Source organism: Methanosphaera sp. ISO3-F5 (genome assembly GCF_034480035.2).
GTDB lineage: Archaea > Methanobacteriota > Methanobacteria > Methanobacteriales > Methanobacteriaceae > Methanosphaera.
Map to the genome: position 1 here is coordinate 91,948 of NZ_CP118754.2, position 24,468 is coordinate 116,415.

At 31.8% G+C, this 24,468-nt stretch carries 14 protein-coding genes; 10 read left to right on the plus strand and 4 right to left on the minus strand.

What is annotated here, in order from left to right; translation table 11 throughout:
• The first annotated feature begins 515 nt into the window (after positions 1-515).
• The 6 genes from PXD04_RS23080 to PXD04_RS23105 all read left to right on the plus strand — a co-directional run bounded on the left by PXD04_RS23080 (position 516) and on the right by PXD04_RS23105 (position 13,741).
• Positions 516-3,368, plus strand: a complete 2,853-nt coding sequence (locus tag PXD04_RS23080; protein ID WP_323737585.1) for a hypothetical protein — start codon at positions 516-518, stop codon at positions 3,366-3,368.
• Between the two features lie 641 nt (positions 3,369-4,009).
• Complete coding sequence (locus PXD04_RS23085) at positions 4,010-5,389, plus strand: hypothetical protein (RefSeq protein ID WP_323737586.1); 1,380 nt, start codon at positions 4,010-4,012, stop codon at positions 5,387-5,389.
• Between the two features lie 578 nt (positions 5,390-5,967).
• Complete coding sequence (gene ltrA / locus PXD04_RS23090) at positions 5,968-7,524, plus strand: group II intron reverse transcriptase/maturase (RefSeq protein ID WP_323737587.1); 1,557 nt, start codon at positions 5,968-5,970, stop codon at positions 7,522-7,524.
• A 125-nt stretch (positions 7,525-7,649) separates the two neighbouring features.
• A complete protein-coding gene (locus PXD04_RS23095) occupies positions 7,650-8,648 on the plus strand; it encodes an Ig-like domain repeat protein (protein ID WP_323737588.1) in 999 nt (332 codons plus the stop codon).
• 61 nt (positions 8,649-8,709) lie between these two features.
• On the plus strand, positions 8,710-10,458 hold the full coding sequence (locus PXD04_RS23100; protein ID WP_323737589.1) for a hypothetical protein: 1,749 nt from the start codon (positions 8,710-8,712) through the stop codon (positions 10,456-10,458).
• A gap of 655 nt (positions 10,459-11,113) precedes the next feature.
• A complete protein-coding gene (locus PXD04_RS23105; protein WP_323737590.1) occupies positions 11,114-13,741 on the plus strand; it encodes an Ig-like domain repeat protein in 2,628 nt (875 codons plus the stop codon).
• Positions 13,742-14,196: 455 nt separating this feature from the next.
• Here PXD04_RS23105 and PXD04_RS23110 read toward each other — a convergent pair whose 3' ends face one another.
• The 3 genes from PXD04_RS23110 to PXD04_RS23120 form a co-directional block, all read right to left on the minus strand.
• On the minus strand, positions 14,197-15,714 hold the full coding sequence (locus tag PXD04_RS23110) for an MFS transporter (RefSeq protein ID WP_323737591.1): 1,518 nt from the start codon (positions 15,712-15,714) through the stop codon (positions 14,197-14,199).
• A gap of 316 nt (positions 15,715-16,030) precedes the next feature.
• Positions 16,031-16,987 carry a DNA primase catalytic subunit PriS gene (gene priS, locus PXD04_RS23115; protein WP_323737592.1) on the minus strand — a complete coding sequence of 319 codons (957 nt, stop codon included), beginning with the start codon at positions 16,985-16,987 and terminating at the stop codon, positions 16,031-16,033.
• The gene (locus tag PXD04_RS23120; protein ID WP_323737593.1) at positions 16,953-18,275 is read right to left on the minus strand and encodes a hypothetical protein; all 1,323 of its coding nucleotides are present in this window, start codon (positions 18,273-18,275) and stop codon (positions 16,953-16,955) included. Before PXD04_RS23120 ends, priS begins: the two co-directional genes overlap by 35 nt.
• A gap of 135 nt (positions 18,276-18,410) precedes the next feature.
• Here PXD04_RS23120 and PXD04_RS23125 point away from each other — a divergent pair, with 135 nt between their 5' ends.
• Together PXD04_RS23125 and PXD04_RS23130 are read left to right on the plus strand one after the other, a co-directional pair.
• A complete protein-coding gene (locus PXD04_RS23125) occupies positions 18,411-18,827 on the plus strand; it encodes a hypothetical protein (protein WP_323737594.1) in 417 nt (138 codons plus the stop codon).
• 175 nt (positions 18,828-19,002) lie between these two features.
• Positions 19,003-19,374 (plus strand): helix-turn-helix domain-containing protein, encoded by a 372-nt coding sequence (locus tag PXD04_RS23130; protein ID WP_323737595.1) that lies wholly within the window; start codon positions 19,003-19,005, stop codon positions 19,372-19,374.
• A gap of 69 nt (positions 19,375-19,443) precedes the next feature.
• On the opposite strand, the gene PXD04_RS23135 is transcribed toward PXD04_RS23130, so the two are convergent.
• A complete protein-coding gene (locus PXD04_RS23135; protein WP_323737596.1) occupies positions 19,444-20,385 on the minus strand; it encodes an aldo/keto reductase in 942 nt (313 codons plus the stop codon).
• Positions 20,386-21,439: 1,054 nt separating this feature from the next.
• On the opposite strand from PXD04_RS23135, the gene PXD04_RS23140 reads away from it, so the two are divergent.
• Both PXD04_RS23140 and PXD04_RS23145 read left to right on the plus strand, forming a co-directional pair.
• Positions 21,440-22,861, plus strand: a complete 1,422-nt coding sequence (locus tag PXD04_RS23140) for an MBL fold metallo-hydrolase (RefSeq protein WP_323737597.1) — start codon at positions 21,440-21,442, stop codon at positions 22,859-22,861.
• Between the two features lie 279 nt (positions 22,862-23,140).
• Positions 23,141-23,338, plus strand: a complete 198-nt coding sequence (locus PXD04_RS23145; protein ID WP_323737598.1) for a histone — start codon at positions 23,141-23,143, stop codon at positions 23,336-23,338.
• The last annotated feature ends 1,130 nt before the right edge of the window (positions 23,339-24,468 follow it).

A 24,468-nucleotide genomic window follows, 5' to 3' on the forward strand; every position in this document is an offset into this window, starting at 1 on the left:
CACCCCCGAATAGTATAAAAGAAATATGCTGGGATGAAGGGCTAGAATATAATGATACGCTCTTCATCATATCCTTTTTTTAATTATATTAGTTCTCCTTTTCTTCAATAATAACCCTGAACACCACCATAAATGAATAAAATCTTTTTATATCTTTTACAGAGAAATGTTTTCTCTTTTAAGTACATACACAAAAAAATAATTATAAAATGAACAATCATACTAAAAAGAAAAGTATACTACAATAAAATTGTATAAAAAAAAGATATCAAAATATTCTAATTTATCATGAATAATCATTAAAATAAATCAAAATAATCAACATAAGAAAATACATTAACCACCACATGACATCTCCGAAAATAATTAATATTTCGTGAATATAAACTCATTAATCACTTAATTACTAGTGATATAAACTTCTTTTCTTGTTTAAATCTCTAAAAAATTTTAAATATTGCCCCCCACCATATACATTATCATAGTAGATTATAAATATTGGAGAAGGGTCTAATATGATAAAAATAGAAAAAACATTACTGTTTATCATAGTATTGGTATTTTTGGTGGGAGTTGCAAGTGCAACAGAAACCCCTCAGGAAGACCAATCTTATACAAATGATGATACAGTCGTAAGTGATATAAGCACGGTATCACAGGATAATAAAGAAACAATAAAATTTGAAGAAAAGAATTTAATGGATGATAATCCAATAAAAATAGGTGAAAGTAAAACACAATCTATAGAAAAGAAAACAAAAGACACTAACCTCAAACAAGATGGCATAATAGAAGTACACAACTACACAGAACTAAAGAATGCCGTAAATAATGCAAGTAGTACAGGAGTTGATACAACCATTCGCCTACTGCAAGGTTCATACAACAACACAGGGACAATCAGATGGGATACGGGTGGTATGGTCCTTACAATTGATGGTAACGGTCAAACAATAAACGGACACCAACAAAAGGTATTTCAGATAGGTAGTGGAGAAGGTAGTAGTGCTTCAATGATTCTTAAAAACATCACCATAATAAACGCTACAGGTAATACTGCTGGTGGAGCAATCTATAATTATGGTACTTTAACAGTAACTGACTCCACATTCACAAACAACACAGCAAATTACAATAATGGTGGAGCAATCCGTAACCATTATGGTACATTGACTGTTAGTAATTCCACATTCAACAACAACCAAGCAGAGTTTGGAGGAGCAATATTTGATTTATCCCGAGATATCTTGACTAATATAAGTTCTTGTAATTTCATAAACAACACAGGATATGAGGGTGCTGCAATAGATGCATATGGATGGGTAAATCTTACAAACAACACATTTAAGGAAAATACTGCGAAAACTAATAATACAATATTCTTACAGGGATATTGGAATGGATTATTTGAGGGTAATGTTTATGAATCTACAGATATTGCCCTCAATGAAATAAAATTAACTATCAAAGATGACCAAGACACATTCCAACAAGATGAAGACATAATCCTAAACTACACTATACAACTAACAAATCCTATGTACTACAAGGACTTTGAAACAGGAATAAACGACATAACACTCTACATCAACGGAGAAAAAAACATAACAACAAAATACGAAAACACAACAATAAAAGATCTACCAGCAGGAAAATATGAAATATACTATACCACATGTAACCAACAATCAAACACTGTTACATTCAAGGTAATGGGTGATTCACAAATAACCACACCTGAAGTATCATATGAATACTATGCTGGAGTAAACAATAAAATACCATTAATCATAACAGATCCTAGTGGAGAAAAAGGAACAATAAACATAACAGTAAAAGAAGACAACGAATACAAACAATTATTCACTTACTATAACATAGGTGATGGATATGAATTACCAACAGAATCACTAGCCAATGCACTAAAAAACCTTTACAACCCACTAAGTGACTCCTACATCATAAATATAATATATAGTAGTGACTGTACAAATCCAAGCTCAACAGAATTCACACTAAACATCACTAAGCAAAGAAACACAACAATAGTCTATGACATCTTAAACAACACCGAAGGAAATGTACAGATAAACATAACAGTACAAGATGCAATCTACCAGACACCAATAAATGATGCCAGCATACAAATAACAGGTGACATAAAGCAGAACACCACAAGTGGAATACTAACTGACAACACGCTCACACCAGGAGACTACACAATAAACGTCAAATACCCAGAAACAGAAGACTACAAAGCATCACAAACCACAATAGACTTCACAGTAGAAATAGATAAAGACAAAAAAATAGCTGAACTCGAAGAACAAGTAGAAAACCTCACAGAAAAACTGGAACAGACAAATGAAAAAATAGAAAACCTAACAAATCAACTAGAACAGGCAAACAATGAAATAGAAACATTAAACAACACAATCAAAGAACTAACAAGACCACCACTAAACACTACCATCACCCTAAATCCAATAAAATCAAGTGTAGGTAGTATAGTAAACTTATCTGCCAATGTTAAAGATCAGAATGGAGAAAAGGTTAGTGGTGGAAAAGTTATATTTAAAGTAAATGGAATTACACTTAAGGATGAATACAATAATGTTCTATATGCCACACTAACAGATGGATTAGCTACGTTAAAGTATAAGGTTCAGGCTGCATGGATGAAAAACACATCATATGTAGAAGCAGTTTATGGAGGAAGTGAAAACTACACTACAAGCAGAACAAAGGCAACAGGCATACTAAACATCAGCAAAGGAAAAGCCAAGATAACACTAGACGAGAAAAGTATCACAGCCAAAGCAGGACAAACCATAACACTAAGAGCAAAAATACTAGACACCAATGGGGGCCGTGTAAATAATGATAAAGTAGTATTCAAAATAAACGGCAAAACACTAAAAGACAAGAACGGAAACACACTATACGCAAAGGTAAAAGACGGAGAAGCAATACTATCATATACCATACCATCAACATACAGTGCAAAAACATACACACTAACAGCAGTATTCGGAGGAAACTACTACCAGAGAACCGAAACCAACGGCAGCATAAAACTAGAGAAAAAAGCAGTACTCATCACACCAGACAGTATAACAACAAAAAACAAGAAAACCACTATAAAAGCTACAATTACTGATGAAACAGGCAAACTACTAGTAACCAGCACCAAACTAGCATTCAAAGTAAACGGTAAAACATTACTAAACAATGTAACCAGTAAAAACGGGAAAATAGACCTGTCATTCACAACAACACTAAGACCTGGACTCTACGAATTACTGATAATCAGTGGAGAAAACAGTCTGTACAAGACAGGAAAAGTTACTACTGTTTTGAAAGTATAAATATATGATCTTTCCCCTCCAAAATTTTTTTTTATGATTTTAAATTGTTTAAATTTCATCCAAATTACCTCATATGCCTAAACTTTTTTTATAGTTAGTTAGCAAAATTTTTGTTATAAATTTTATTATACTAATCATCAGTAAAATGGTGATTGAAAGGACCACGTATTATTTCAAAATAAAACAATAGGTAAAATAAAAATCATATCCGAAATTTCAAATTATGTGGACATATGTGGAACACCAGTAATCAAGGGATACACCCCAATAAAAGTCGTAGTAGCATATTGTAAAATGACAAAAGAGGATAAAAAAATATTGGAACGAATGGATAAAACATAATCCCCTCACTTTTTAATTATAATATGAGACTTAAATAGCATTAGCATCAGAAATCACAACATCAGCCCTTTCCAAAAGAATAATAACATTAATACATTCTTCTTATTATTTATGTTGATTTAATACTTGAATAATATTTTCTAAAAAAAAGTCTAGACAACAAACAATAGTAGTACAAATATTTCACATAAAATATCCCATACAATAATACAAAAATGAATAAAATTATATTAAAACAATATAACAAAACAATACACATAAAAAAAATTATAAAAAAAACATAAAGGAGGAAACAACTAATGAATAAAAACATACAAAAAATATTCTTACTAACACTACTAACATTACTACTCATAGGAATAGCAAGCGCAACAGAAAACCAGACAAACACAATAAAAGAAGCAAAGCCCTCATTAAAAATAAATAACGATCAACCAACCATCCTGGATGATATGAACACACAACCAGAACATAAAAATAATAAAGAAATCAGAAAACAACAACCAGAAAACAAAACATCAAAAACTACAACCAAAACAATAAACATAAAAAATTTCCAAAAACTATACAATACACTAACTTCAAATGAATATGATACACTTACACTCAATATTAAAAACAATATAACATTAGAAGATAATATAAGGATAAGTAATGAAATTAAAAAAGTTACCATAAATGGGAATGGAAAAACAATTAATGGAAGTAATTACCATCGATTTTTAGATATTAACTCAAATAGTGAAGTAATCATAAATAATATAAAAATTACTGATTGTGACTCATACTCTGGTGGTGCAATAAGTAACAGTGGATTACTAACAATAACAAAATCAACATTATACAATAACACTGCAGAAGAAAATGGAGGAGCAATATATAATAGTGGAAACCTAACTATTATTGACAGTTTATTATACAATAATAATGCAAACCATGGCGGAGTAGTATACAACAATTGGAACGGAAACACCACCATAACAAAATGTACACTAAAAGACAATATTGCAGAAGATTACGGGGGAACAACATACAACGAGGGAAACTTTACATTTAAATCAAGCATACTATACAATAATATCGCATATTCCGGAGGTGCAATATATAACTATGAAGGCCTGTTAATTATAAATAATAATAAGTTATACGATAATAATGCAACAAATGGGGGAGCATTATACAATTATCAAAACACCACCATAACTAATAGTACACTATATAATAATAATGCAACAAATGGGGGAGCATTATACAATTATCAAAACACCACCATAACTAATAGTACACTATATAATAATAATGCAACATGTGGAGGAGCATTATACAATAGCTGGGATGGAAACACCACCATAACAAAATGTACACTAAAAGACAATATTGCAGAAGAAAAGGGAGGAGCAATAGATAATAAAGGAAAAATAATTCTAAAGCAATCTACAATAAATAACAACATAGCAAAAGGAACTAACAATGAGGGAAATGGAGGAGCAATCAATAATGATAAAAATTTAACCATAATACGATGCACACTAAATAATAATATAGCTGAAGATATGGGTGGTGCAATAAGCAACAAGAATGATGGAAATTCAACCATTATACAATCCACACTACTAAACAATACAGCAACATCTTATGGTGGATCAAGTGCGACAAGCAATTCTCTTTCCCTTTTATAATCAGTATAATACAATTATACGTTGTATTATTAGCCTAGTTATGTGGGCTATTCTCGCCCGAAACTGCATCAACTGGCAACGGGTGATGTGGGTTGCATGAGGGTAAACGCCTAATCACACTCCTAATATCCATGGATGTGTGGGCTAGAGAAAGACTAATATTGGCTAATGATGAATGAACTCTTATAAGCGTCGTAACCATAGGCAGTGGGGAAGGATATTACATTACCCATTGTTTTGCAAGCAGGCAATGCATACTTTGCTCATATGCATTTAGCATAACCCATAGGCTTGTCGGCGTAATGGGAGAGCCTAAGTTAGTCGTATCTGAAAGAAGAGAAACTTGGTAAGCCCTACTTTGACCCGGAATACATAAGTGTTTCTGGGGGGACTACGGTATGAACCGGTGTTCCTAAACCTAGTAGGGTAAGGGATGCTAAGAAAGCTAATGACCACAATAGTCGTTAAGACAGTAGGAAATTAAAGGGATATAATAACTACGTGGTATAGGCTGACTTTAGCAGGTGTATATAACACAGGTAACTATATCAATTATAACTATAGAGGTGTAAAACTTTATGTCGAAGGATGTTTATGCAGATTTGAGCCAAAATTGTATTTTGGAGGATGCTAAACAGAATGAGTCCGTTTATACTAGCGAATGGAATTCTATTCCATGGCAGAAGATTGAACGGAGCATTTATAAGTTACAATGTGATATAGCTTGTGCCGAAATCAGAAAAGAATATAGTAAAGCCAAACAATTACAAAGATTATTGTTAAATAAGGATTCCACAATTCTGTATGGTATTCGAAGGGCTACCATTTTAAATAGTGGTTGTAGAACACCTGGAATTGATGGGATGGTGCTTAGGTCTCATCCTGAGAGAATGGCTTTATACTATAAGCTTAAATCTATGAAATTAAAAGAGTATGAACCTTTACCAGTGCGTAGGGTTTATATCCGTAAATCAAATGGTAAAATACGACCGTTGGGTATACCGACCATTATTGATCGTGTGTATCAGACTGTCGTTAATCTTGCCCTTGAACCACGTGTAGAGGTGGGTTTTGAACCAACAAGTTATGGTTTTAGACCAATGCGCAATGCAGGACATGCAATCGCACGCATACACAAATTCACAAAAAGAGGTAATCGGTCTTGGGTATTTGAAGGTGATTTCAAGTCATGTTTTGATACTCTTGACCATGACTGGATATTAAAGCAGTTGGGTAATTTCCCTGCTAAGAATATCATAGGTAAATGGCTTAAAGCAGGTTACGTACATAATGACATGTTTGATTTAACCGATACGGGTACGCCACAAGGTGGAATAATTTCACCAACACTGGCAAACATAGCCCTAACCGGACTAGATGAAGCATTAGGAGTAACCTACAAGAAAGAAAAAGCTAGAAATACAGTCACTTATAGAAATCAGTCAAGATATGCTATGATACGCTATGCAGACGATTTTGTAGTACTATGTAGAACAAAAGAAGATGCAGAAGAAGTATACTCTTTGATTGAACCATACCTCAAAGAACGTGGCCTTAAATTAGCAGAGGATAAAACACATATAACACCATTAAATAAGGGTTTTGATTTTCTCGGATTTAACATCAGAGAATACCCAACACAAAATGGTATTAAAGTATTTAGTAAACCTGCTAAGGACAGGATTAAAAGACTCAAAAGTAAGATACGAGAATTGTTTCTAAAATATCGTAGTAGTGGAAAAATTGACGAGCTAATTGGAAAACTGAACAGTCTAATAATCGGCACTGCCAATTACTGGAAACAAACAGTAGCCCAAAAAGCGTTCAACGACATTGATGACTACGTTTGGAAATTAACATATCGATATCTTCGTAGACAACATCCTAACAAGCCATGGGATTGGATTAGAGATAGGTACTTCAAAGAAGATTATTATCATAAACATGATGATAATTATATACTTACTAGTCCAGAAAATCCTAACATACAACTTGTTAAGATGAAATGGGTACATATACACTATGCACACATAATCAAATACAACTGCAATCCTTATGACCCTGAATATAAGGATTACATAAAGAAAGCTTTTAAGAAAACACCATTTGAATGTCTTTACAACAAAGGCAATTAAATAAAATAACATGGATTTATAATTGATTTCGAGATAAAGAATATGCTTGAGCCGTATGTCTCGAAAGGGACACGTACGGTTCTTAGGAGAGAAGGGAAGAGTAATCCTCCCGACTTATCCGACTAATGAATAATGGAATACTATCTCTAACAAATAGTACATTAACCTATAACAAAGCTACAGATGCTGGAGGATCAATATATATAAATTATGATTTAAAATATGATGATTTAGAAGATGTTAAATTAACATACATAAATAATAATAATTTTAATAGAAATAATGCCAGGGAAGGTTCTGCAATATTTATCAATGAAATAACCCGGATATGGGATGAAGAAGAATATAGAAATAATACCGACATAACTATTACTCACATAACTAACAACATTTTTAAACAAAACAAAGCAAAAACAACAGGATCTGCCATAATCAACAGAGGAAAAAATACTAAACTTATAAACAATAAAAACATGAAAAAATCACCTGATTATTCCACAATTCACATAATAGAAGGAACAAACACACTGATTAAATCAAATATATTTGATATGACAAAAATACCAACAAAAATAACTATCAACAATATCAAACAAAAAACTTACAAACAAAAAATAACCATAACCGGAAAATTAACAGACGATACAGCAACAATACTAAAAAACACTAACATAAAAATTAAACACAATAATAAAACATACACTGTGAAAACAAATAATAAAGGAATATACACGCTAAAAATAACTGCTAACAAAGCAGGAACAAACAAAGTAACAGCTACATTCAAAGGAAACAAGTACTACAAGACAATAACAAAGAAAACCACCTATAAAACAGTAGCACGTCCAACCAAAATAACAGTCAACAAGATAAGCACCACTACCTACGGTAAACGAATTAAAATAACAGGAAAACTAACAGACAACCAAGGAATAATACTAAAAAACAGTAAAATAAAAATTAAAATCAACACAATAACAGTAAATACTAAAACCAATAATAGAGGCGTATACACGTATACCTACAAGACCAACAAAAAAGGAACCAACACTATAACAGTTTCATACCCCAAAACTACCAATTATAAATCAAGCACTGCTAAAACAACATTTAAAGTAAAATAACATCATTACTACTATTTTATCCTTTTTTTAATATAAAAACAATTACAGGAGAAAAAGAGATATGTTAACCAAAAAAAGTCATAAAATAATCCTACTTGGACTACTAACACTATTACTAATAGGTATAGCCAGTGCAACAGAAAACCAGACAAATACGGATAAAACTAGCATAATACAAGAAAAAATCACTACACAAACTGAAATACAAACAATACAAGAAAAAAATACCGAAATAAATAAAAAAACAACAAAATCAGTGAAAACAGCAACCAACAAAAAAACAACAAAATTAACAATAAACAATGTACCAAACACATACTACACAGATACAGTAGAAATAAGCGGAAAATTATCAACTAAAGACCAAAATCTAAACGGCAGATCAATAACCCTAAAAATTAATAAAAATACGGTAATACGAAAAACTAACGAAGAAGGAATATTCACATACACATATAAAACAAAAATCCCTGGAAAAAACAATATTACAGCAACATATAATGGAAACAAATACTATTCAATGGTAAAAACCACCAAAACATTCAGAGTCACAAGAATGCCCACCCAAATAAACATAGATAACGGACTAGAATCAACCGTTGGAAAAACGGAATATATAAACGGATTACTGACCAATAATAACTTCGATGGCCTAAAAAATACCAAAATATATGTATATTTAAATGGGGCAAAAAAAAGCGTGAAAACAGACCCATATGGTTACTTTACTTACAAATTCACAGCCCAAAAAGTAGGTAAAAATACTCTAACAGCACAATTAGTAGGAACAAACAAATACATAGGATCTAAAAAAACAATAACTTTCAAAGTAAATAAATTGAACACATACACCTACCAATACCAACCGGTTTATAATAAAACAAATAAAAAAATAGAAATTAAAGGTTACACATATGATGAACAAAACAAATACCTTAAAAAAGCACCAATAATCATTAACATAAGCGGAAAGTATCATAAAACAACAACAGACAAATATGGACACTTCTATTACCAAACAAAACCAACAAAAATAGGTATCAACACAATAACCATAACATTCAGAGGAAACAATAAATACACAAAATCATCAGTCAAAAAAACAATCAACATACCACTAATAAAAACAACAAAAATAACTATGGACTCAATATCAAAAACTAGCCTAGGAAATTATGTATACATTACAGGACAATTCACAGACAATAATTACAATGCTCTAATAAACACTAACATAATACTAACAATTAACGGAAAAAAATACAACACGAAAACTGATGAATATGGATATTACTACTATCAATATAAAACAACAAAAACCGGAACCAACAAAGTAACAGCCACATTCAAAGGAAACACCAACTACAAAACATCATCTACAACAAAAACATTCACAGTAACAAAATTCAATACGGTTGAATTATATACCCATCTACTTACTGGACCATACCCTGATGATAGTAAAAGAGTGGGTGATGATGTCTTTAAAGCATGGTATCAGTTAACTGACAGACAACATGATAAAGGAGTTCATTTTACCGTCATGGATTATTATATTAAAGATTTGGGTGATCCACCACATAATTTAATAGTTGATGCAACTTTTTATTTCAAAAATAATGCGGGTAAGATAATTAGTAAAAAATTTGAATCAGGGACAGGAGACAGTATGTATCATAGTTTAGTATCCGGTTACACCCCATATAAAGTAGTGGCAGAATATCGAAAAATGACATCCGCAGAGAAGAATAAATGGTATTATGGATACGGATATAACCCTAAAACAAAAAAATGGTTCTCATATTACTAAGAGTTCCTTTTTATTACATAACCCCCCCTATTCTTTTTGTGCAACGAGTAATTATCTTTAATTTTGTTCGCACCTTAAATTCTTTCTTTTTTTTGGTGTGTGTTTAGTGTAGTATTTATTTGAACGAATATTTTTAACCTTGTTGTATGGGTTATTTTCCCTTGAAACTACGTTACTGGTAACTGTGGGGGTAGGTTGCATGACAGGTGAAGCCTAATCTTTACTTCTAGCATCCATGAAGTGGAAGGCAAGAGAAAGACCAATAACTATTATTGGTAAAAATTTCTGTGAGGAAATTATTTATTTTTCCACAACTTACTATTTTAATTCTTTTTTGATTTAAACTTTGTATAATACAGGTGTTTAGTAATTCATTACTCATTTTGATTTTCAATATTTTAGATGAGATATATTCTTACTATTAAACCTTTAATCAACAGAGGATACAGTTACTTCATAAACGTTAAATCTTGGAATGAAATCTTATTAATAACTATTACTTTCTTTGAACTATGATACTATTTTTTGAGTATTTATAATACTGTAACAACCAAAAATAACCATAATATAATATTATTCTACTAGAAAAATAGGGATAAACTTAATAAAAAGAATAACATATCCATACATAATATAGAAGGAGGAGGAAAAAAGGATGAAAATTAAATCAATTCAAAAAATATTCATATTAACGATTTTAACAATACTGTTAATAGGAATAGTATGTGCAACAGAAATTAACAATAATAATGATACAACAACTACTACCACAATAACCACTAAGGACACTGATTCCGCTACCACATTGCCCAATGAAAGAATTAACAAAAAATCCGTACATAATATAAAGACTGCAGGAACAAAGACAGTTAATGTTAAATCATCTGCTAGTTTAACAAAAGAGTTAAAAGAAACCAGAACGACTAGTAAATCTAAAATAATTAAACTCAAAAAAGGAACATATACGATAACTACTCCATTATCACTAAAAAATCAGAAATATAAAACTATCACAATACTTGGTAACGGTGCAACAATAAGTGGAAGTGGAAAAAATAAATTTCTAACTATTAATAAAGGATTTAAGGTAACAATAAAAAATGTTAAAATAAAAAATTTTAAATCCACTAAGGGCGGTGCAATAACAAACCAGGGAAATTTAATATTATATAACTCTACTTTTGAGTATAATAAAGCAACCAAAGGTGTTGGAGGAGCAATACTAAACAAGGGTAATTTAAATATTAATAAATGTATTTTCAACAAAAATACTGTTTACGCTAACACGTTTGGTGACGGTGGTGGCGCAATATATAATAATCATAGTTTAATTGTTAAAAATTCCACTTTCTCCAATAACTTTGGAAATAACGCATCTGGTGGAGCCATATGTATTGGGGGAGATTATTATAATCCTTGTCGTATAAGGATAGATGGTAATTTCTTCAATAATAAAGCAACTAGTTGTGATTATGATGGTTTATATGATACTGCTGGTGGTGGAGCAATATTCTCATATGATGCACCTATGAATGTAACAGGTACTTTTATAAATAATACTGCTAATGACGGTGGAGCTATAAGAATAATGGGTGGAGGTCATATAAAGGGAACGTTTATTAATAATGTTGCTTTAGGATGTGGTGGAGCAATATGTGAAATGAATTTAGATCTTATTGAAGGAACTTTCATCAATAATAGTGCCTATGGTGGTGGAGCAATCTCTTGCAGAGGCTGTAAAATAATTGGAAATTTTATCAACAATACTGCAGAAGGTGGTGGAGCAATAGATTCAATGGGCAGTATTGAGGTAGAAGGTAATTTTTCAGGAAATGTTGCAACAAAATTAAATGGTGGGGCAATCTCAGCAGGATATTACCCTCTTGCAAATATTAAAGGAAATTTCATAGACAATAGAGCTCTCCTAGAGGGAGGAGCAATATCGCTAGGTAGTGTATCTGACGAGGATAATATCATTAAAGGTACATTTATAAATAACCAAGCACAAAATGGAGGAGCAATCAGCTCACTTGAAAATGTCAAAATAAATGCGAATTTTATTAAAAACAGAGCAACTGAAGATGGAGGAGCATTATATATAGAAAAATCTGAATATGAATACTTTAATCCTAAAATAAATGGAAATTTCGTATCAAATAATGCAAAACTATATGGTGGGGCCATATATACCACAGCCAATCAAACAAAAATAAACGCAAAATTCAATAAAAATTCAGTATATGGAAACTTATTTGAAAAACCTATTAACGAAGGAATCATAAACGGGGGAGAAAAATGTACAATATCCTCAAATAACAAAAACAAACAGAACACAGGATATTCAGGAACCATTTATAATTCAGGTAATAACTGTAACATATATGCAAATTACACTTCACAAACAGCAACAGAAATAAAACTAAACACACAACATACAAACTCCAACAATATTGTAAAAATCACGGGAACATTAAAACAATCAAACACAAAAACAATATCAAATGCAAAAATAAAACTTAACATAAATAATAAAATAATCACCGTTAAAACAAATAATAAAGGAACATTCACCTATTCATATAAAGCAAGAAACAAAGGAGTAAATATAGTTATTGCAACATATAATGGAAACAAAAATATACTTGGAACAACCAACATCACAACCTTCAAAACCACAAAAAGTGCAACAAAAATAACAATAAACAACATACCAACAACAAGCAAAGGAAAAACAATCACAATAACAGGAAAATTCACAGACGAAACAGGAACCCTACTAAAAAACACACAACTAACACTAAACATCAACGGCAAAAAATACAAGACAAAAACAGATAAAAACGGAAAATACACCTACAAATACAAAACCACAAAAACAGGAACCAACAAAATAACAATAACATATGCAGGAAACACAAAATACGCGAAAACTTCAGCCCAGAAAAAATTTACAGTAACAAACTATAAAATGATAACATTATACATGAAAAGTTCAGCCAATTATGGGACAACAAAATACATAAATGGAGATCCGTTCGTAGCTCATTATACCTATGTCAATGGACAATATGATCGAGGAGTATATGCAGAAATTGATTCCCGAGGATTAAGTCATCCTACAGTAAATAAAATTGTTAAAACAACATTTTACTACAAAAACGCTAAGGGACAACTCATTACAAGAACAGGAACTAAATCCCAATACAATCCAATATTCAAAGCACCAATAATAAGTGGATACACGCCATACAAAGTAGACATATACTACCAGAAAAGATCATAAAAAGGAAGATATGCGAACTGGTAACACAACCCTCAAAGAAGCAGACCCTAACAGTTACATGCCCTGGAAACAAGTACTATGAGATAAGTAATGTTAAAACTTCTTTCAGGGTATTATGAGGTTGTGAGGAATTTATTTATTTTTTCACAACTTACTATTTTTTTATTCTTTTTTTTTTGGATTTGAACTTGGATAATATGGGGGTTTTAATCTTCAATTAGTTATATGGATATATTCTTACTATTAAAAATAAGGCTTTATAATGGTTGTTTACAAAAAGTACTAAATACGGTATTAAATAGACCAATACTACCATAAAATGGAACAAAAACACAAAATTAAGTGTGTATAAATGGGGGAATCAAAAAGTTTGTTTTCTAGAGAGTGAAAAAGCACAATTATTATTATACTAACACTCCCCCCCTTTAAAAAATAGAAGGTGAGAGAATAGACTCTCATTGTTTATTAATATTATTATTTTTTATCTGCAACGTTAGAATTAAAATAATTCCTAACACGATGGCCAATACATACATTACGGCTGCCATTGCTTCCTGAATAATTATATCTGCAGTATTCACAACAATACTATCTTGTCCCTCTAGAGTATCTATTTTTTGGAAGTGGTTATAGATTTCCTGATGGAATTGTTCATCTCCTGAATGATCAGGTGCGTAGGTATCGACTGCAGTACTAATACCTCCCATAACTCCAAGAATTAGTATTATTCCAATAATTGCTGTACCCATTGATGAACCTAATGTTTCACCAGTTGAAATGATACCAGATACGTTATTTTGGCTTTTAGATGGAATATCGAATAATGCTACATCTGCACTTAAAGCCATTATAAAACCAATTCCTGCCCCGAGTAAAAACTGTCCTATAATTAAACCTGGCATTGAAAGATTTAATTTAAACTGATAACTTAAAATCAAGCATCCAATAATTGATATTATGCATCCAATTGTCATGAGTGTCTTATGATTCAGTTTTCCAATTAATTTTGGAGTGGCTGATGAAAAAATAAGCAAACCCAGAACAAACGGAAGTGAAGCCAAACCTGTATATAATGGATTGAATTGTAATACAGTTTGGAAAAACAGGACCATTACAAAGAATGTTCCAGATATTACAAGATTATATAATAACTTGATAGATGCTCCTATACATAAATGTTTGTCTCTGAATAAATCAACGTCAAGTAATGGTACCTTGCCTGACCTTTTTCTTTTGAGTTCATACCAGATGAAGATTGCCATGACTATTAATCCTAAAATTATCTCAACTATGCTGATAGTAAGTTCCTTAGTCAGAGTTAATATTCCGAGCACGAGCAAAACAAGGCTTATAATAGAAACTATAGCACCACTAATATCTAAATCGTTTTTAGATTCGGTAGGTTTGAAATCAGTTATTTTGTTTTGCATTACTAAAATAAAGACAAGGAATATTAATTCAAATGCAAAGGTATATCTCCAACTTAAAAATGTTGTAATAACTCCCCCGATGAGTGGAGCAAGAGTATCTGCGAGTCCTGCTACCATACCCAGAGCTGCCAGAGCAATGGTACGTTTTCTACCGGAATATGTTCCACTTATTATTGAAACTATGGCGGGTACTATTAATGCCGCTGCAACACCTTTAATCCCTGACCATCCTACAAAGAACATTATAACATTTGAACTTATTACTGCAGTAAATATTCCGATACCAAAAAGTATAACACCAATTATAAAGAGTTTCTTTTTACCAATTATGTCTTGAAGTTTGGTACTGAGCAATATTAATGCAGCAGTAATGAGAGTACAGAATGATACAATCATTTGAATAGTACTGACATCAGTATTCAAATCTACAACAATTCGAGAAATGCTAACATTCATGAAAAAAGAGTCCAATACTATGATAAATGAGGCACAAGCCACGACTATTAATGGAATCCAAGAATTTTCGTTAGCCTTTTCATTCATATTTATTTATCCTCCAACATATTTTTTTATAAAAATATATATTTTAATTAATGATTAATTTTATAATATTTATATAATATTTATATTTGATTTTCACTAATGATTAAATTTTTGGATTAAATTTTCATTAAGCTATTTTTTTTCCATTATTTTTCCAGCATAATTCCATTAGTTACTTATCATGAATAGTTTCATAGTATATGCTGTTATTTTCTCTAATAATTCCATAATCTACTAGTATATGGGTAAATGAGTGCATATACTTTTATTTAGCTAAAAAAAAAAAGATTAATATTAGGAAAGTAAATAATGATGATTACTTTTCTTCTACAAATTTAGGTACGGCTTTACTCATTGGATCGAATGTTTCGATATTTCGTATTGCCATGCATTTCATGCTTACCTTGTGGTGTAGTGTGCTTGGTAGTCTTAGTATTCTTTTGGTGTCTATGCTTACTTTGGTGTCGCATAGGTGGTGGTTTATTCCGGCTATCATTTCTACGAGTTTATCGTATCTTGGTGGGGTTATTTGTCCTCTTATTAGTCCCCAGTGGTTGTTGTTTACTAGTTGTTTTCTTTTTATTATGTCTTTTTTGAGTTTTCTGTTTAGTCCTGGGTATCTTTTATCTTTTTGCAGGTGGTTTACTGTGTATTTGAACCAGTCTGTGTATATTCCGGGGTAGCCGAAGGGTATTGTGAAGTGTTGTAATCCTTCGGGTAGTTCTGGTGTGTCTGCTCCTAGTATGTAGTTTACTAGTTGTGTTCGGAAGTTTCTATCTGTTTTTACTAGTTCAGGGTCTTGTATTCTTATGTGGTATCCTCTGCCACTGAAGACGTAGTGTATGTCCTTGTATCCTAGTTCTCTTATATTGTCACTTATCTTGAGTGTTATTTCTTTTGCATCGTCGAGGCATTGTGGGCATACTTCGCCTTGTTTGCATGTGCATGTTCTTAGGGGGTTGTCTTTGGCGTCTACGTCGAATACCATTTCTGCTTCTGTCCATCCTTCCCTTTTCCTTGGGTTGTCGTATAGTGCTACTGATGTGTATGCTGCGTATGGTGCTTTGGCTTTTATTGCTTTTTCCAGGTGTCGTGTTTGTGTGTATTGGTTGTATCTGTCTTTTGGTCCCCTGCCGATCCTGTCGAATGCAAATTCTCTCCGGTGTATGTTTCCTGTTATGTATTCTGGTATTTCTTTGGTGTTGTATTCTTCATGGTAGTATTGTCTTATTTGTTCTTTAGTTGCTGGTTCTAGGTTCGTCGTTTTTGTCATCTCCTCTTAGTAGTTTTCTTTTCCGGTTGTAGTATGATAGGGGGTTTCCTATTTTCTTGCAGTCAGTGGAGGGTGTGCATAGTTCTGGTTGTGTGTTTTGGATGCTTTTGCAGTTGGGTGGTGTGTACCATGGTGTTTTTCCTATGTTTATGATTCCATTTTTTCCTTCAGTGAATCCTAGTTTGTTGTGTATGTTTTGTTTTTCGTGTGGTTGGTCTGTTAGTAGTGGTGGTGTGCAGTTCTGTGCTGCCCTGTATATGATGGGCAGTATTTCGTTTCTTGTTATTGTTAGGTCTGGGTCGTTGTCTGTGATTTGTGGATTTTTCTTGTGTTTAGCGTATACTCCTGGGTATAGTCTTGCATATGATAGGAAGGATGTTAGTAGTATGCTTATTGTGTAGTTTCGTCCCCCTGTTTTGGTACCGCGTAGTGCTTTTTGTATGCATGGTGGGAATGCTTCTGTGTTGTATGGTGCTGCTTTTGTTTCATCAATGTGTGTGTGGTGGTTGTTTATGTTGTATTGTTGTATTTGTTTTTGTTTTTCTTCTTGTTCTATTTTTCTTATTTTTTTGGCTATGTCTAGTATTATGGGTGCGGGTTCTATTTGTTTTTGTTTGTCTTCTATTAGTTTTAGGTATTCTCGTGTTTGTTTTTCTATTAGTGCGGTTATTAGTTTCTTTTTTGTGTCGTGGCATAGTAGTGTGTAGATTTGTTCCGGGTTTCTGTGTTCTAGGTGTTTTCCGTACTGTGTTAGGAAGTCTGTGTATGTTAGGATTACCTTGTTCTTGTTTAGTATTAGGTCTTTTAGTTGTAGCTTTGTGTTGTCTATTAATGGTATTATGTCGTTTAGTGTTGTGTTGTTTGGGTCCAGGTAGTCTTTTAGTGTGTTGTCTATTAGTTCCTGGCCGGGTATTGTTTCTAGTCTCTGTTTTGTGGTGTTTGTTATTATTTGTGTGATGAGGTCTGCTTCGTAGCTGTTTGTTCCATAGGTTAGGGCTGTTGCTTGTAGTAGTGTGTGTGTTGCTATTGTGTCTGTTTCTGTTATTTCCTGTGTGTATAGGTATTTGTATTTGTTGTTTTTCTTGTTTAGCTGTTGTTGGTAGTGCTGTCTTATTTTTTCTAGGCATAGTTCTTTTATTGTGTTCACCTTTTTTTTGTCTTGGTTGTGTGTGTTTTCTATGATGTTGTTTATTTCCTGTGTTTCTTCTGTTATTCGTGTTATGTTTCCATAGTTGTAGATAATCTGGTATGCTGATTGTCCGAATGGGTTTAGGTATGCGGTTTTCATATTATATGTATTTGTTTAATGTAATATATAATTCTACACTTTATAAAGTATAGAAAAGATATATTTTATAAGAAAGCGTTTACATAAATAACAAGCAATATAGATGAAAAGAAAATATTGGGGAAAGGGCTAGAGTTGACTAAGAAAACACAGAAACATAAAATCACCACCAGGGATGGAAGATTATGTGTTCAATACTACATACTGCTGCAAAGATTAACATATAAGAAGAAACTTAAAAACAACAGCATTAAAGAGTACGTGTCCTATCATATTAAGTTTCCAAGAACATTATATGAGTTAATAGGACAGGATACTGTATACCTGGAAAAGGTAGAAGATAAACTAGTCATGCACACAAACTCTCATGAAAGTTATAAGAAAATACGCATACAAGAAACAAGAAAAAATGATACTGCCGGATATCAGTTAACCATCCCTCAGAAACTATTAAAAATCAAAAACTACAAACGTGGCAACACGTACATACTATGCGAAACAATAGCAGCAGACAACAAAAAAGGTTACACTCTCACCTTAGAATTAATATGATGAAATAAGCACTTGTTCAAATATGTATGTGCATTAATACCAGATACACCATCCCCCCTTTTGGGGTGTCATTAATGTCACTTGCCTTATTAAATCATGAAAAATATAACTAATACCAATACGAAAATGTTTAATGATAGAGAAACTAAACATATGACTTTTTTTTGAATCAGATATGACAGAATGCCCTGTTGAATTATCTCTCAGAGTAATAAATAGAAAATGGGTTTTACAGATTATCAGAGACATGCTTTTTGGTAAAAAAAGATTTTCAGAATTTAAAGAAGGAAAACCAGACCTGACAAATAAAGCACTAACCAGATGCCTAAAATTCATGGAAACAGAAAACCTCATAGAAAAAATCACAGACAAAGAAAATAAGAAGAACACACATTACCTTTTAACAGAAAAAGGAAAATCATTAAATCAACTAATCTATGACTTAGTAATTTTTACATTAGATAATGATAACGATCCATCACACTTTAGTGAAGAAACAAAAAACAATCCTAAGAAAATATTCCGGGAAAAACTAGAATTAAACTAAAAAAAAAGTGTGGGGGACAAATAACCAGAAGAATTAGGAGAATAGGAAGATAAAATATTACCCCACAGATTATTTCATTTCTTTCTCCCAGTACCGGATAGTGTTCAAGTTAATATCATCAGCTGTTTTTTCAATTAATTCTATCTCATCACCGGTTAACTCTATTTGACTTGCTTTTAAAGCATCAGTTACATGATGTATCTTGGTTGCTCCCACAATTGGTAATGTTCCCTTAGCTATTGCCCATGCAACTGGAATCTGTGCAATGTTAACATCATGATTAACTGCAACATCACCTAATACACGGTTTAGTTCTCCTATTTTATCAAGACTGTCACCATATGCTGCTGCCCTGTCTGAACCTTCAGGGAATGGATGTTTAGTATCATACTTACCAGATAATGCTCCCTGTTCAAGTACCATGTATGAAAAGAATGTTATATCATTTTCTTTACAGTAGTCCAGTATTCCTGAAGTTTCTGATGATCTGTTTAGTAGACTGTAATGGTTCTGAACTGCTCCTAACTTTAACCCATTATCCTGTAGGATTTCATTAGCTTCTTTAATTTCTTCCAGGTTATGATTTGAAACTCCGAGCATTCCTATAGCATATTCCTGTGCTGTTAATGCTAGTTTTTCTGTCCATTTTGGTGCATCAGCTGTGTTATGTATCCAGAAAATGTCTATGTGGTCCGTGTTTAAGAGGTTCATACTATTTTCTAGCATTGCTGTTACTGGGTTTTCTGAATTATTGTCTGCACATTGTGGTGTGAATTTTGTTGAGATGATATAGTCTTCTCTTGGTGTTGTTTTAAGAAATTCTCCTAAGACTTTTTCTGAAGTTCCCATACCATATGCGTATGCTGTGTCCCATAAGTTTAATCCTATTTTGATTGATTCATCATATATTGGTTTTAGGTCTTCTGTGTTTAATTCGTTTCCGAATGTCTTATCGTTTCCCCAAGCCCATGCACCTAGAGCTATTTTTGGTAATTTTTTATCTGTTTTCATAATTATTCACTTGATATTATGATTTAAATTATTATGTATAAAAATGTATTAGGGTCATGAATGTCACCATAAGCTCTGCTTTTATGATGTACCAGCATTATTTGGTTAAATCATGAAATCATTACCAAGTGTAGCACATAGCATATTTGTGGAACAATAACATTACACGTGTAGCACGAAAAAATATTGTAGCACAATTATATAAGAGTAACTGGTAGAATCACCCGACAAAGGATAAACAATAGATTATTCCATCAGAATAGCCCGTTTAAAAAAAATTATGAAAAAAAATAAAACAGACTAAAATTACAGAATAAAAAAAATAATGTAGCACAGAAGAAAAAAAATAGCACAAAAAATACAATAAATGTAGCACGAAAATACAAGTGTAGCACAATACATCTTCGACAACACCACATGTAACCAGAATCACATAGTATAACACAGCATATATGAATAACTACTATAACCACACAACAACAGATCAACAATAAATATTCCATAAAAATAGCCCGTTTAAAAAAAATTATGAAAAAAAATAAAACAGACTAAAATTACAGAATAAAAAGAATAATGTAACACAGAAGAAAAAAAGTAGCACAAAATACTATAATTGTGGCACGAAATATTGGTGTAGCACAATAACTATTTGGACAATATACCCCCACCCACTTTTGTTGCATGAATCATTATCTTATAACACATAATATTTTTTTGGAAAAACTTGTAGAATCACTTGACAACAGATCAACCATAGTCATTCCATAAAAATAGCCTGTTTAATAAAAATTATGAAAAAATATAAAACAGACTAAAATTTCAGAATACTAAAAAAATAGTGCAGCACAGAAACATAACCGTAGCACATAACAAAATTATTTTATGTAGCACAATCAGTAATAGTAGCACAAAACCATAATAAATGTGGCACGAAATATAGGTGTAGCACAACATATTCCATGATTGTAGCACACCACCCAAAAAGTAGCACAAAAAAACTAATAATAAGAAAAAAGAAAATAATAACCAAAAAAAATAGGAACGGGAAAGAAACATGAGATATAAAACATTAATCCTAAGATTAGAAGATCGATCAGGCCACCTATTAGAAGTTTCAAAAATAATCTCCACACACAACGCCAACATCACACGCCTCAGCTACAACAAAGTAGTAGACCAACACACAGTATTTATAGAAGTCTACGCAGACGAAAAAGACATAACAAACCTCACCAATGAATTAAAAGAAAAAAACTACCTACTACAACATAGCAGTGAAGAAGTTGATGCACTAATCACACTACAAATCATCGACATACCAGGAACAGTAACAAACATACTGGAAGTTTTTGAAAAATACGATGTGAACATCTCATACGTAAATACACAGGAAAACAACACATCCTACCAGTACTGTAAAATAGGCCTTTACGCTGCAAACTCTGAACGCATACAAACAGCACTGGATGAAATATCCACATTTTGTAAAATAGTGTCAATAAATTATGATATCCAAGACACAGTTATAGACAACACAGTATTCTATCATAACTTTGCACAAGAAATGAAAAGAAAACTATCATTAACACAAGAAGAGACAAACACATTCCTAAACAATTCCAATAAAATCCTGCAAATACTAGAAGATAAACATGAAAATTACTTCAAAACATTCAATTACATCAGAAAATTTGCTAATTTCACAGTAGATTATAAAGATGAAAACTTTAATCCACGAATAAGCCATAAGAACATTACAACTAATACAAGAGTATACCTGATTGAACCACAATGTGGAGGAAACACATATATCCTGGAATCAGAATCACAGTTACTCTTTATAGATTCAGGCTTTGCATGCTACAAGGATGAAATGAAAAAAATTTTCCACGAATTATTCCCATCATTTGATGAAATGAAAAAACAGCTAATATTAACACATGCAGATATGGATCATGCAGGCATAACCGATATATTCGATGAGATATATGTTAGTGAAAATACATTCATTAACTTCAAAAGAGAACATGAGGGAAAGAAAAACTTCAGGGAAGAAAACCCACTGCATGAACCTTACATTAAGCTTGATGAAATAATGTCCAGATATAAGCCGCCATTATTAAACAAGTTAAGGATTATTGGAAGTAAAACTAATGATGAAGAATTTGAGGAAATAGGAGAGTTTACTTTCAATGATTTGACATTTAATATTTTTGAATCCAATGGTGGACACTTAAAAGGCGAAATAATCCTGGTTGAAAAGGACACTAAGATCGTGTTTACTGGTGATATCTTCGTAAACATCCATGGTTTTACACCTGAACAGTATGAGTTTAATCTTTTAGCACCATATCTTATGGGTTCTGTTAATACAGATTCAGAGAAAGCATCATCTTGTAGAAAAATATTGTTAAATAAGTGTAAGAATTATTTGCTCTGTCCGGGACATGGAGAATGGGTTCAGAATACTGATTAACTAACCTCCAATATAGACTTTTTTTCTTTGATATGATTTTATGGATAAAAAGGTATTACTTCTGAAAATGAGCCATACAGGAAGTATACGACATTTACTATAGTAAATTATAATTATTTTATTTAAACCTACCCTAACAGATATTAATAATAGCACCACTACCAAATATTCTGATATATCCATCAGTAATAGAATAAAATAACCTATTTTAATATAAAACTATATATAAGATATTTAATAAAATATTAATTATAAAATTATAGGAGAAAAATGATATTTATGGCAGAATTACCAATCGCACCAGTAAAAAGAATCATTAAACAAGCAGGTGCAGCAAGAATTAGTGATGATGCAGCAGTAGCATTAGCAGACGCTATGGAAGAATTTGCAGAAGAAATTGCAATAGAAGCTACTAAATATGCAAAACACGCAGGTCGTAAAACTGTTACAGCTGATGATATTAAATTAGCATTATAGGAACGTTTTACACTACAATTTATGAGGGGTGATGTTAATATTTATTTAACATTTGAACCCTTTTTTTATTAATCACCCATACATTAGATTATTTTTCTTGTTTTAGGATTAACTTGGTTTAATTAGTAACAATATTATTGTAGCACGGATGATGATTGTAGCACAATCATATACTGTAGCATAACATGAAAATGTGGAACAAAAAACAGTTAATCAATTGTAGCACAACAAGTAAATGTAGCCCCAATATAAAAAGATTAATTTATACCAGACACTACCACAACATGATCAACAAAACAATCCTCACTGTAGCACAACATAAAACGTGGTACGATTTAATTCTGTGGAACAAAACTTATTACCCGGTGTGGCACAAAAAGAAATTGTAGCCGAAATTATAACTAATTAAATTATAAAACATAACATCAATATTTAATCCACATTACAATCCCCCATTGTAGCACAAGTCAAATAATGTAGCACAAAAAAATATACTATACTATCAAGATTAACAAATTATGTTCCACAAATCAGTTCTGTGCTACAATAAACCTGAGTATGTGCCACACTTTTATTACGTAGCACAAAGAAGACACTAAAGACGTTTTTACAACAGAAAAGATGTATTAAAAAAATTACCCATGACAAGACATGAAAATAATTCAAAGTAAGATAAATTTAAAGAGGTAAGATAGAAGTAACCTATTGAAATATTAATCACAGTTATCATTATATTAACCTTAAATCATTTCAATTAAAAATAGAAAAAAAGCACCTACATTAAACAATAAAAAAGAAGAAATTTCCAAAAAATCACTAAATTTCACCAAAATCGTAGCACAAAAATATAAAAGTGGCACAAAAAATAACAAGACCAAGAACAAAAATACTACTTCACAAACATACCAGAATTTCAACATAACCCCAAATTATAAATGTAGCACAAAATAAAAATAGGCCACAAAAAAAACAGTACCCCACAATATTGTAGCACAGTAAAAAAATTGTTCCACAAAAATAGGATCAAGTAAAAGTAAATCTGCTGATGTTAAAACACAACACCAACTATTGTGTGCCACAAGAAAACACAAACATATGTACCACACAATAAGAACGTAGCACAAAAATAT